The organism is Alphaproteobacteria bacterium, from assembly GCA_041396705.1.
Lineage (GTDB): Bacteria > Pseudomonadota > Alphaproteobacteria > CALKHQ01 > CALKHQ01 > CALKHQ01.
The window spans coordinates 17771-29742 of sequence record JAWKYB010000017.1 but is presented as its reverse complement, the minus strand read 5'-3'; the positions used below and the strand labels follow the sequence as shown (position 1 = coordinate 29742).

Genomic DNA, 11972 nt, shown 5'->3' with positions numbered 1-11972 from the left:
GTGCTTTCCTCATTTCGGGGCCCCACCTGCGCCGCAGGCGCCCTGCATCGCCGCGGCCCGTTGCCCGCGCCGGCGGGTCTCTTCCGCCGCCCGTGCGATCTTCGCTTCCACCTTCGCCGCCTGCCATGCGCCCTGCATGGCTTCCGGGCTGCCCGACAGGCCGAGCACCAGCGAGATCACGCCGACTGCCCGGTTCATCGTGCACAGGACGCGCCGGCCGAGGCTGCGGTAGGCCGGGGTCGACCGCCGCGCCGGCTCGTTGGTGGCCTGATACTCCGTTCCGGATTGGTGGCGGCCGTTCTCCATCTCGTCGCGCACCGCACCGGTGACCGGATCGAAGGTCCACCAGCCGAGCAGAGCGGCATCGGCCACCATCGCCGGCCGCGGCGGCGCAAACACGAGCCTGCCCTCGGCAAGGTGGGTGCGGATGCGCGCGACGGCCTCGTCGGAACCGCCGAGCGCCGGCGCATCGCCCGGCCCGAGCCAAGCCGGCGCCTCGCCGGCCGCCGCTGCCGCTTCGAACACCGCGGCCACGTCGACCGGCACGAACGGCGGCACGTCCGCCTCGCCCATGACCGGCAGCAACAGCCGGTCCACGCCGACGGTCAGCCGTTCCGCCAGCACGCCGCTGGCCGCCCACAGCGCGCCGGCCGCCGGATCGGCGTCGGCCCAGCCACCGCGCCATAGTCGGCGACCAGGTCGATCACCAGCTGGCGCCGGCATCGCCGGCATCCGGGGACCCAGCCGAGCAGGCTCAGCCCGGGAGCGGCCGACGGCGACGCAGGCGCCGAAGGGCCGGCTGCCGCCGCATAGAGCGCACTGCGCAACGGCCCGAAGGCGCGATGCACGACGGCGAGCCCGCCGACCAGCGCGTCGAGCGAGCCGTCTTCCGGCGGCAGCGGCGCATCGAAGGCCGGCATCGCGCCGGTCCACGCCGCCACGTTCCACCGCCGCGGCAAGCGCCCGGTACTCGCCGTCGATCTCCTCCAGCCTCGCCAGCGGCGCCACCTCGCCGGCGCCGACGGCACGGGCGGCGAATCCGACGCGATCGAACAGCGGCACGGTCCACGACGCCTCGCCGCTGCCGGGTCCGGTCAGCGTCAGTTCGAGCCACAGCGCGGCGGCATCGTCGACGACCGCATCCGCGTCCTGCGCGGGCGATCCGCCGAATCCGCCGAAGCCTCGAGCATGGATTGGCCCAGGCCACCCATCGCGTCGCCGGACTGGAACGATTGCGGCGCCGGCAACAGGAAACCGGCCCCGATGACCTCCTCGCCGCCGACGCGCAGCAGCGGCGTATAGCGCAGCGTGCCGGCAGGGGCTCCGGTTCCGCCACCAGCGTGCCGCGGCCGTTGCTCTCGGCGATCATCACCGTGACGCCGTCGTCGGCGAGCGCGGTCAGCGGCCAGCTGTGCTCGACCATCGCCTGCCGCCCCGCACCGCGCAGCTCCGCCACCACGCGCAGCGTCAGCCAGTGCTGCTCGGCGGCGGGCAGCGCCGGTTCGAGCCAGGTCGGCTCGCACAGCCGTGCCCCGGCCCGGCCGCCGTCGGCATCCGGGTCGAGATCCAGCCAGTCGCCGTCGTGCCGCACCTGCAGCCAGACATGGTCCGCCATCGCCCGCTGCACCGCCGCACGGTCGACAACCGGCGCGGCGTAGGGCAGTGCGGCCGCGTCCAGCGCACGTGCCAGGGTGGCGGCGGTGCGATCGGTCTGCGTCACCGCATCATCCCAGATCGCGGCCATCGCGTCGGCCAGCTGCCGCACCGCCGGGTCGGCGATTTCCGGCGCATAGCGGCCGGCCACGGCGATCAGCGGCTCCGGCGCGGCCGGCAGGCCGGACGCCGCCTGAGCCAATCGCGCGGCGACGGCGGTATCGAGCGTGCAGCCCGCGAAGCGCAGTTCGACCGTGGGGTCCGCCGCCCGGAGCAGCGCCTGCGGCAGCGCCCGGTCGGCAGCGCTGCCAGCTGCGGCGCCCACCGTGCCGCCCGCGCCGCGCATCGCGCCGGCATAGCCGTCGGCGGCAACGGACTGCGCAACCCAGGCGAGCAGCGCCGCCGGCTCGCCGCCCACCGCCGCGACCACGGCGGCGGGCGCGAACGGCGCGGACGGGGCCGGTGCGCCGGGCGCGGTCGACGGTGGGACGGCCCCCGCGGTCGCGATATCGGCCGGTTCCGCCCCGTTAGCCTGGCCAAAGCGGCGATTGCCGGGCCATAGCCCTCGTCCACCGCCCACTGGTACAGACGCATGGCCGCCTGCGCCTCGCCGGCCAGTTCCAGCGTCAGGCCATATTGATGCATCAGCCGGGCGACGCCCGGATTCAGGCGCAGCGCCTCGGCGCAGGCCTCGCGCGCCTGGGCGACGGCATCGCCCGACGGCTGCCGCGCCGGGACCGGCCAGCAGGTCGCAGCGCTCGACTGCCGACTGCCCGTGGGCGACGGGCACGCCGCCCGGCCAGCGTCAACAAGACCACGAACACGCGCATGAAGCCCATGGCTTTCACCCCGCCCCGCCGCCTCGTCTTGCCGTGCACCGCCGAGCCCAGGGCCCGCCGACGGCGCCTCAATCTATTGTGGCCAACCCCGGCGGCAGCAACTCTCGCCGACCGCGTCCTCCGGTCCTGCCAGGATCGCACCGCGCACGACAACCGCCGGCTCCGTGGTCAGAGGCCGACCCCGGCACCAAGCCCCCACGCCGGCGCCGACCAGGCCGCCGATCGCATCCGCGCCGGCCCAGGCGGCGGCATTGGCGGCGATTGCCGCCTCGGTCAACGGCGTGGTGACGAACAGGATGCGCGCCAGGCTCGCCACCGTGGTCAGTCCCATCCCCAGCATGCAGAAGGCATAGGCGGCCCCCGTCACCACGGCGCCGCCGGTCGACTCGACATGACCCGCGGCCGAGATGGCACCGACCGTGCAGCCGGCGAAGCCGATGATTTTGCCGAGCAGGGTCAGATACTCGACAAACTCCGAGCCGGCGCCGGTCGGGCCGATGCCCAGCGTGGTGCCGGTGGCCGGGTCGACCCGCCACCAGGCGACCGCACCGGTCGGCGGCGGCGCCTGCGGCACCACCGCCAGATAGCCGGCCCGCAGGGCGGCGGCGACCTCGGCCGCCACGACCGGCGGCAGGCCGATCGCGGCCTCGTCGCCGGGCCGCGACAGCGTCACCCAGGCCCGGCCCGCCGCCATGTCGTCGGCGAACAGGACAGCGGCATTGTGCGACGGCGACGGCGCGCCGAGCAGCGCCGATTCCAGCGCGGTATCGGCCACACCCTGGCGCAGCCGCCCATCGAAGGCGGCGACGGCGTCGGCACTCGCCGCGGCGATCCCGTTCTCGACGATGTCGAAGGCGGCATAGCTGGCGGAAGACCCGGACGTTGCCAGGCGCTGGCCCTGGCGCAGCAGCACGAGGTTCGGCCGGTCGACCACCAGCTCGGCGTCGCCGGCCAGTCCGGCCCGCCCGGCGGCGAAGCCATGCAGCAGCGCCTGCGACCGCGGCAGGCTGCCCAGCGCCGGCACGGCATCGATCCCGCCGGCGCGGGCGATGTAGGCCACCGTGGCGAACAGGGTCGCCGCCTCGCGCGCGATCCCGTCGGCGACGAACGGCACCGACGGCGTGGCGCCCCACAGCCCGATCTCGACCTGCTCCAACAGCCCCTCGGTGCGCCGGCGGCGCAGCGTCTCGTCGATGGCGACGGTCGCGGGTCCGGTGCCGACCAGGTCGAACAACGCGCGCCGATGCTCCACGGCCGGCCCGCCCGGCGCTTCGATGCGGAAGACCAGCCATTCGCCGACCAGGTCGGCCGGCGCCTGCGCACCGCCCGCCTGCCCGGCGATCGTGTCGTTCAGACCGGACAGCAGGCCGGCCATGCCACTGCTGAAGGTCTGCAGCGGCTCGCGCGCGCTGGCGATGCCGTCGACGTCGCCCGACAGCGAGCCGCCGTCGACCGTGGCGATCCGGTCGGCGAATACCGCGTCGCCGATCATCAGCACCGGCTGCCACGACCGTTCAGCCAGCACCGCCGCGACAATGACCGTGGCATCGCCGCCCGCAGCGACAGCGGGTCGGACAGGCCGAGCGGCTCGTGCCACAGCGTCACCGGCACGCCGGCCAGCTCCGCCGGAACCAGCGCCCGGCTCAGCAGCGTTTCCTGGCGCAGTGCGCCGTCGGCATCGCGGAAGGCGGCGACAACGCTGACCGTCACCCGCTGCGACAGGTCGGCAGGCAGGTCGGCCGGCGCCAGTTCGCGCACCGCGCCGCCGGCAAGCTGGGCGCCGCTCGGGTCCAGATCCTGCCACCCGTCCGCCGTGCGCAGCCGCACCCACCAGTGGTCGCGCAGCGCCGCGACGGCGCTGGCGCGCGCATCGGCGGACGGCGCGGCCGCCGGGCCGACCAGCGCCATCAGGGCGTCGGCCTGCTGCCGGGTGCGCTGCATCAGCGCGGTGCGCGTGTCCGCCGCCTCGCGCGCATCGCGTTCCATCGCCGCCGCGACCCCGAGCGGATCGCCAGCCGCGTCGATACCCAGCGCGGCCAGGGCCTCGGCCCGGCTCAGGCCGTCGCCAGACGGCGGCGGCGGCGCCCGCCGCGCATCGAACAGCCGGCCGGCCTCTTCCGCGCTCAGCTCGGCATTGGCCAGCACCGGCTGCCGGCCGGCCGCCTCGAGCAGATTGGCCAGCAGCAGCGCACGGTCGAGGCTGTTGCCGCGGCGGTCGAGCAGCACGCCGACCGGCCCGCGCAGCCGGCCGCGATAGGCCACCAGCCCGGTGTTGTCGGCAACCCAGGCGGTCAGATCGTCGGGATCGCCGCCGACCGCGGCGACCACGGCCGCCGGATCGAAGCTGTCGCGCGGCAGCAGGCCCCGCGCCTGCTCCAGCAGCGCGGCGATGCGGTCCAGCCGGTCTGCCGGCGTGTCGGCCGTTGGCGTGTCTGTCGCCGCCGTGTCGGCCGTCTGGTCCGCGCCTGAATCGGCGACGGCATCGCTGTCGTCCGGCGGCGGCGCGCCGGCCAGCCGCGCCAGCGCCGCCGCCGCGGGCTGGTAGCCGTCGCCGGCGGCCCATTCGTACAGCCGCGTCGCCATGACGATGTCGCCGGACAGCTCCAGCGTCAGCGCGTAGTGGGCGAGCAGGCGCACGTCGCCGGGATTGTCGCGCACCGCCTGGCTGCAGGCCTCGACCGCTTCCAGCAGCCGTTCGGCCGCCAGCGGCTGGCCGGAGCCGGCAAGCGCATCGCAGGTGTCGGCTGGCGTCTGCGCCGCTGCGCCCACGGATGCCAGACACCCGGCCAGCAGCACGGCGCACAGTTGGATGGCACGCATGGCCGATCCCCCCTTCCGGCCGTCGCGACGCTCCCCTGTCGCACGCCCATCGGTGCCGCCCACTATAGGCGCGCGCGCCGGCGCCGCAACTTACAACGACGCGCCCGGCAAGCCGCAGCCGCTTTACCCGGGCTTAACCGTAACCCTGCCAATGTGCGGCCACGCCCGCTCGGGGCGCAGACCACAGGCAGCGGTGACACCCGACCATGCAGCTCGACGACGACCTCGCCATCAGCACCATCGCGATGGAGATCCAGGCCCTGCTCGGCACGGCCCAGATGCCGGTGCACCAGCTGTTGAAGATGGGCCGCGGCGCGGTGATCGAGCTCGACAGCAACGTCGACGCCGACGTGAAGCTGTTCGTCAAGGGTCGCCGAATCGCCGAGGGCGAGCTGATCGTCAACAACGACCGCCTCGCCGTCAGCATCAACCGGATGACGCTGTAGGCACCGCCGCCGGCACCGGCGCGCGCGCCAGCCTGAGCGCGACCGCCACCAGCACGGCGCCCAGCAGGCTGAGCCAGCCGATCGGATCGCCGAACACGAAGGCGCCGAGCACGGCGCCCATGCAGATCGCGACGTAGTTGGCCTGGGTGACGAAGGTGGCGCCGCGGTCGCGGGCCAGGCTCAGATACATCATCAGCCCGACCACCTCGGCGGCGACCACCCAGCCGACCGCGGTCACCTGCACCGGGCTGAAAGCCATCCGGCTCCAGAAGTCCTGGAACGGCTGCGCCGCCAGCACCGCCAGCGCCACGATGATGGCCTGGCCCTGCGCCACCTGCACCGCGTCCAGCCGGCGCGGGAACCGCGAGGCGACGAACACGGTGTAGACCGCATAGAACAGCGGGATCGCCATCGCCAGCAGGCACCACAGCGGGTCGACCGCGCCCGGCCCCTCGCCGCCGCTGCTGTCGAAGGCGACCAGCCCGGCGGCGGCGAAGCCCAGCACCACGCCCGTGGCGCGCACGGCCGAGATCCGCTCGGTCCCCACCGCCGCGGCGACCAGCATGGTCCACACCGGCGCCGTGGTTACGATCAGGATCAGCACGAACACCGGCAGCCTGGCGGCGACGATCGCCTCCAGCCCGAACGGGCAGATGAAGCCGAGCAGGCCGCTGAGCAGGTAGAACCGCACGGTGTCGCGCCGCAGCGGCGGCCAGGTGCCGCGCAGGGCGTTGACCAGGGTCAGCCCGATGGCAATGCCGAGCACCGCGACCTGGATGGTCACCGGCGCCGGCAGGCCGGCGTTGATCGCGTATTTCAGCGCGCCCAGCCGCGTCGCCCAGATCGCGCCGAGCACGACCAGCATCAGATAGGGGTTGGGCATTGGACCGGCGGCGCCTCCTGACAGGCGCCGAGCCTACGCGCCGCCGCCGTGCCCCACAATCGCCAGCGGGGCCGCCGCCAGGCCGTTGGGCCGCTCCCTGGAATGCCGCGCCGCCTGCCGGCGGCTCGCAATAGCGGCGGGGACGGGTGCTGGCGGTCGCTTGGCAGTCGCCAGGGCACTGCGCGCGATGCGGCGGCGTCAGGCCTCGCGCAGCGTGACCTTCAGCGGGATGCCGTGCTTCGGGGTCAGCACGATGCGCGACAGCGGCACCGGGTCGGGACCGCGCGGCCAGTCGAAGCGGGCGGCGCGGACCACGCTGGCCAGGATCGCCGTCGCCTCGATCATGGCGAAGGCGCCGCCGACGCAGACCCGCGGGCCGCCGCCGAACGGCATGAACTGATAGCGGTCGTGCGCCTTCTCGCGCTCCGGCGCGAAGCGGGCGGGGTCGAACGCCTCCGGCCGGTCCCACAGCGCCTGGTGGCGGTGGATGGCATAGATCGGGATGCCGACGATGGTGCCCTTCGGCACCTGCCGGCCGCCCAGCTCGACATCCTCGGCCGCCATCCGGGTCATCACCGGCACCGACGGGAACAGCCGCAGCGATTCCTTCAGCACCTGGCGGGTGACGGCCAGCCGGTCGATGTGGTCGCCCGCGACCGGGCCGTCGCCGACCACGGCGGCGACCTCGGCAAACACCCGCTGCTGCCACGCCGGCGCACGGGCCAGCAGGTACAGCGTCCAGGCCAGCGCCTTGGCGGTGGTGTCGTGGCCGGCCACCAGGAAGGTCAGCAGGTTGTCGGTCAGCTCGTCGTCGGTCATCCGGCGGCCGGTGTCGGGCTCGGTCGCCGCCATCAGCCGGGCAAGCAGGTCGTCGGGTCCCGCAGCCTCCTGCCGCCGCTGCCGCACGATCTCCAGCACCGCGCCGCGCACCAGCGCCTCGCGCCTGCGCATCATCCGGCGCAGCGGCCGCGGCGCCCATTCCGGCACCCCGACCGCAGCATAGGCCAGCGACCATTGCAGGCCGTGGCCGTAGCGCTCGGCTTTGACGCCCAGCGCCTCGCCCACCTTGTCGCCGCCGCCGGCCAGGACGGTGTTGGAGATGACGTGATAGGTCGCCCGCGTCATGTCCGCATCGACCTGGTGGCGGGTGCCGGGCGGCGTCGCCCGCCAGGCGGCGACGGCGACGTCGGCACCCGCGACCATCGCCGGCACATAGCCGAGCAGGTCGGCGTGGCGGAACAGCGGCGCTACCGTCTGCCGCTGCCAGCGCCAGGACTGGCCTTCGGCGGTGAGGATGCCGTCGCCGACGATCGGACCGAGCACCCGCCGGCCCAGCAGGTCCTTCGGGAACAGCTCGCGGCGGTCGAGCAGCACGTCCTTGACCAGGGACGGGTCGCAGACCCAGAACACGTCGCGCACCCCGCGCGCATGGACGATCGGCTCGCGATAGGCCAGCGCCGGGATGGTCTCCAGCGGGTTGCGCAGGAAGGTGGTTATCCCCTTCAGGAACGGCATCGGGCGTTCCGGCGGCTCCGGGCTCCACGGCACGAACGGCGCCTCGACGGGGATGTTGTCCAGCGGCATCGGGGTTCCTTTCCTCAGGCTTTCGCCACGCGGGCGACCGCGGCATAGGCGTCGCGCGCCCTGCGCAGCCGGGCGACCAGGACGGCACGGAAACGGGCCGGCTTCGCCTTGGCCGGCAGCCGGCTGAGCCAGTGGCCGTTGGGGCCGGCGCCGTTGCCGCGCGCGGCCGACAGTTGCCGCGTGGTCGGCAGCGGGTTGCGCGACAGCACGTCGATGACATGGTCGAGTTCGGCCAGCGAGGAGAAGGTCAGGGCGACGCCGTCGACCTCCACGTCCAGCACCGGCCAGCCGCGGCCGCCGACCGGGCCGGGCAGCGGCGGACTGTAGGCGCCGGCATCGCGCCAGGCCGGCACCGGGCCGGTCGGCACATGCACCCAGGCCGAAACCGGGCTGGGCCGGAAGCGCGGGGTGTAGCCGATCGTCGCCTTCTTCATCGCCGTCGCCGCATGTCCTGCCAGCTATCTAGGCCGCAGCGGCGCCGGCCGCAATGCGCGGCCCGGCGCCGCCCCATGATCACGATCACATCGACAGTGGCACGCGAATGAGGCATGGCTGGGGCATGCGCGTGCGCCTCGACGACCGGCCGGTCCGGATCAAGCGGCTCGGCCCTGCCACGGGACCGACGCTGCTGTTCGTCCATGGCGCCGGTCTCAATGCCGAGGCCTGGGGCGACCTGCCCCGGCTGTGCGCGGCCGGCGGGCGCGCCACGCTGGCGGTCGACCTGCCCGGCCACGGCGGCTCCGGCGGCCCGGCCCTGCCGACGGTCGCGGCGATGGCGGACTGGCTCAACCGGCTGGTGGCACGGCTGCGGCCGGACCGGCCGGTGCTGGTCGGCCATTCGATGGGTGCGCTGGTCGCGCTGCACGCCGCGGCGACCGCGGTGCCGCCGCCGGCTGGCCTGGTGCTGCTCGGCGCCGGGCTGGCGATGCCGGTCAACGGCCGCCTGCTGCAGGCGGCAGCGGACGCGCCGGCCGAGGCCGCGGCGCTGATCGCGCGCTGGGCGTTCCGCGACGGCCGCCATCCGTCCGGACGCAGCCTCGCCGACGCCGGCCATGCGCATGGCCGCCCGCCGCATGCTCGGCGAGGCCGGGCCGGGCGTGCTGACCGCCGACCTTGCCGCCTGCAACGCCTGCGACACCGCCGGTGCGATGGCGGACCGCATCGCCTGCCCGGCGCTGGTGCTGATCGGCGGCGCCGACCGGATGACGCCGCCGGCCGCCGGCACGGCGCTCGCCGCCCGCTTTGCCGGCGCACGGACGGTCGCCGTCGCCGCCTGCGGCCATATGGCGATGGCGGAGGCGCCGCGCGCCGTGCACACCGCCATCGCCGGCTTCGTCGCCACGCTGCCGGCCGACGGCGCTGCCACCACAGTCAGGGAGACACACGCGTGACTCGCACCGCCCCGCCCTCGCGGCAGGCCTTCCATTTCTTCCAGGCGATCCCGACCCGCTGGATCGACAACGACCAGTACGGCCACGTCAACAACGTGGTCTACTACGCCTATTTCGACACGCTGATCAGCGAGTTCCTGATCGGCATCGCCGGGCTTGACGTCGACGAGGGCCCGGTGATCGGCGTCTGCGCCGAGAGCGGCTGCCGCTACCTGAAGTCGGTCGCCCATCCCGCCACCATCGACGCCGGCCTGCGCATCGCGCGCCTCGGCACCTCCAGCGTCACCTACGAGATCGGCATCTTCCGGCAGGGCGAGGACGACCCGGCCGCCTTCGGCTTCTTCGTCCACGTCTTCGTCGAGCGCGCCTCGATGCGGCCGGTGCCGATCCCGGACCGGATTCGCCGCGAGATGGAAAAGATCGCGGCCGGTTAGCCCAGCTTCGCCAGCAGCGCCGACAGCGTCGCCGCCTCCATGTCGCTGAACCGGCCGGCGAAGCGGGCCTGGACCGCGGCCCGATAGGCCGGCCACATCCGCTGGCGCAGGGCGAGACCGGCGGCGGTGGCGTGGACGCTGTGGCCGCGGGCATCGTCCGCGCAGGGCCGGCGTTCGACCAACCCGTCCCTTGCCATCCGGTCGAGCAGGCGCGACAGGTTGTACTGTGCCAGCAGCATGCGCTGCTGCAGCGCGCCGGGCCGGAGCCCCGCCTCGCCGGCACGGCCCAGCTCCAGCAATACGTCGTACCAGACCAGCGGCGGAAAGCCCGCCGCCTTCAGGTCCGCCTCCACCGCCGCCAGCACCGCCTGGCCGACGCGCACGAAATCGGCCCAGGCCGTCATCGTCGCCTGCGAGACCCGCGCGCCGCCGTCCGTCCCGTCGCCCATGGCCCCGCCATAGACGGTTCATGCAGATGCATCAATCTTGAAATTCCATGCAGATGCATCTATTTCGCCCGCAGTTATATGCACTTGCATGGAAAGGACCGACCATGACTGGCCTGACCCTGGTCTCGCACCCGCTGTGCCCCTATGTGCAGCGCGCCGCGATCGCGCTCGCCGAGAAGGGCGTGGCGTTCGACCGCGTCACAATCGACCTCTCGGCCAAGCCCGACTGGTTCGTCGCCATCTCGCCGATGGGCAAGGTGCCGTTGCTGCAGGTGGCGGGCGACGACGGCGCAGCGGCGGTGCTGTTCGAATCCGCCGCGATCCTGGAATATCTGGAGGAGACCCGGCCGCGGCCGCTGCACCCGGCCGATCCGCTGGACCGCGCCCGGGCGCGCGGCTGGATCGAGTTCGGCTCGGCGGTACTGGCCGGCATCGCGCGCTTCTACAACGCGGCGGACGAGGCGGCTCTGGCCGCGGAAGATGCGAAGCTGGCGGGCCAGTTCGCGCAGATCGAAGCCGCGCTCGGCGCCGGGCCCTGGTTCGCCGGCGCCCGCTTCGGCCTGGTCGACGCCGCCTTCGGCCCGGTGTTCCGCTATTTCGACGCCTTCGAGCGGATCGGCCGCTTCGCCGTGCTCGACGGCAAACCGAAGGTGGCGCGCTGGCGGGCGGCGCTGGCCGCGCGGCCGTCGGTGCGCGGCGCGGTCGACGCCGACTATGCGCGGCGGCTGGACGCCTTCCTGGCCGGCCGCGGCGGCGCGCTCGCCCGCCGGATGGCGGCCTGAGACGCACGAACGAAAAGCCCCCGGCGCCGGGCGCCGGGGGCTGCGTCATATCCGGTGCGGCCCGCGCGGGCCGCACCTGCATGGGCGTCGAGGCGTCAGGCGGCCTTCTGCTCGATCACGCGCTCGGCAGCCTCGCCGTTGCGGATCTGGATGGTCCGGGGCTTCTTCTCCTCGGGAACCACCCGCTCCAGCGCCACATGCAGCATGCCGTGCTCCAGCTTGGCCTCGCCGACCTGGATGTCGTCGGCCAGATCGAAGCGGCGCTCGAAGGCGCGGGTCGCGATGCCGCGATGCAGATAGGCGCGCTCGCCCTCCTCGATGGCGGACTTGCCCTTCACCACCAGGCTGCGGTCCTGGACGGTGATCGTCAGCTCGTCGGGCGAAAAGCCGGCCACGGCCATCGAGATCTGATAGGCGTTCTCGCCGGTCTTCTCGATGTTGTAGGGCGGATAGCTCGCGCTCTGGTCCTGGGCCGCGTCCAGCAGACGGGACAGGCGGTCGAAACCGATGGTCGAGCGGAAAAGCGGGGAAAGATCGAACGTGCGCATGGCAACAGTCCTCCGTTGAAGCAACTGATGATGTCTGGCCCCCGCACATGCGGCGAGCCGGTCGTTCCGGGATCGGCCCGGTTGCCCAGCGCCGATCCCGCATTGCCATATGGGGACTGCCGCCGGCGGTTCAAGCCCGCCGC

The 11972-nt window shown here is 73.9% G+C and carries 14 protein-coding genes; 4 read left to right on the top strand and 10 right to left on the bottom strand.

Annotated features, from left to right (window positions below; translation table 11 throughout):
- Positions 1–9: 9 nt before the first annotated feature.
- From R3F55_21310 to R3F55_21295, 4 genes are all read right to left on the bottom strand, one after another.
- Positions 10–723: a hypothetical protein gene (locus R3F55_21310; protein ID MEZ5669923.1), complete on the bottom strand. Its 714-nt coding sequence runs from the start codon at positions 721–723 to the stop codon at positions 10–12.
- A gap of 31 nt (positions 724–754) precedes the next feature.
- Positions 755–2083, bottom strand: coding sequence for a hypothetical protein (locus R3F55_21305; protein ID MEZ5669922.1), 1329 nt, complete (start codon positions 2081–2083; stop codon positions 755–757).
- A 482-nt stretch (positions 2084–2565) separates the two neighbouring features.
- Positions 2566–4017: a hypothetical protein gene (locus R3F55_21300; GenBank protein MEZ5669921.1), complete on the bottom strand. Its 1452-nt coding sequence runs from the start codon at positions 4015–4017 to the stop codon at positions 2566–2568.
- A complete protein-coding gene (locus R3F55_21295; protein ID MEZ5669920.1) occupies positions 3984–5312 on the bottom strand; it encodes a hypothetical protein in 1329 nt (442 codons plus the stop codon). Before R3F55_21295 ends, R3F55_21300 begins: the two co-directional genes overlap by 34 nt.
- A gap of 206 nt (positions 5313–5518) precedes the next feature.
- Here R3F55_21295 and R3F55_21290 point away from each other — a divergent pair, with 206 nt between their 5' ends.
- Positions 5519–5758 carry a FliM/FliN family flagellar motor switch protein gene (locus R3F55_21290; protein MEZ5669919.1) on the top strand — a complete coding sequence of 80 codons (240 nt, stop codon included), beginning with the start codon at positions 5519–5521 and terminating at the stop codon, positions 5756–5758.
- On the opposite strand, the gene R3F55_21285 is transcribed toward R3F55_21290, so the two are convergent.
- From R3F55_21285 to R3F55_21270, 4 genes are all read right to left on the bottom strand, one after another.
- Positions 5739–6641, bottom strand: a complete 903-nt coding sequence (locus R3F55_21285) for a DMT family transporter (protein MEZ5669918.1) — start codon at positions 6639–6641, stop codon at positions 5739–5741. The genes R3F55_21290 and R3F55_21285 overlap by 20 nt on opposite strands.
- 198 nt (positions 6642–6839) lie before the next feature.
- Positions 6840–8225, bottom strand: coding sequence for a cytochrome P450 (locus R3F55_21280; GenBank protein MEZ5669917.1), 1386 nt, complete (start codon positions 8223–8225; stop codon positions 6840–6842).
- Between the two features lie 14 nt (positions 8226–8239).
- Entirely contained in the window at positions 8240–8659 is a 420-nt protein-coding gene (locus R3F55_21275; GenBank protein MEZ5669916.1) for a hypothetical protein, read from the bottom strand.
- Positions 8656–9285 (bottom strand): hypothetical protein, encoded by a 630-nt coding sequence (locus tag R3F55_21270; protein ID MEZ5669915.1) that lies wholly within the window; start codon positions 9283–9285, stop codon positions 8656–8658. The genes R3F55_21275 and R3F55_21270 overlap by 4 nt, the downstream gene beginning before the upstream one ends.
- Between R3F55_21270 and R3F55_21265 the strand changes: the two genes are divergently transcribed.
- Positions 9278–9616, top strand: a complete 339-nt coding sequence (locus tag R3F55_21265) for an alpha/beta fold hydrolase (GenBank protein ID MEZ5669914.1) — start codon at positions 9278–9280, stop codon at positions 9614–9616. The genes R3F55_21270 and R3F55_21265 overlap by 8 nt on opposite strands.
- Positions 9613–10050 (top strand): thioesterase family protein, encoded by a 438-nt coding sequence (locus R3F55_21260; GenBank protein ID MEZ5669913.1) that lies wholly within the window; start codon positions 9613–9615, stop codon positions 10048–10050. Before R3F55_21265 ends, R3F55_21260 begins: the two co-directional genes overlap by 4 nt.
- On the opposite strand, the gene R3F55_21255 is transcribed toward R3F55_21260, so the two are convergent.
- Entirely contained in the window at positions 10047–10499 is a 453-nt protein-coding gene (locus tag R3F55_21255) for a MarR family transcriptional regulator (GenBank protein ID MEZ5669912.1), read from the bottom strand. The two genes, R3F55_21260 and R3F55_21255, sit on opposite strands and share 4 nt — an antisense overlap.
- Before the next feature lie 104 nt (positions 10500–10603).
- Here R3F55_21255 and R3F55_21250 point away from each other — a divergent pair, with 104 nt between their 5' ends.
- On the top strand, positions 10604–11281 hold the full coding sequence (locus R3F55_21250) for a glutathione S-transferase family protein (protein MEZ5669911.1): 678 nt from the start codon (positions 10604–10606) through the stop codon (positions 11279–11281).
- Between the two features lie 95 nt (positions 11282–11376).
- On the opposite strand, the gene R3F55_21245 is transcribed toward R3F55_21250, so the two are convergent.
- Positions 11377–11829 (bottom strand): Hsp20 family protein, encoded by a 453-nt coding sequence (locus tag R3F55_21245; GenBank protein MEZ5669910.1) that lies wholly within the window; start codon positions 11827–11829, stop codon positions 11377–11379.
- Between the last annotated feature and the right edge of the window lie 143 nt (positions 11830–11972).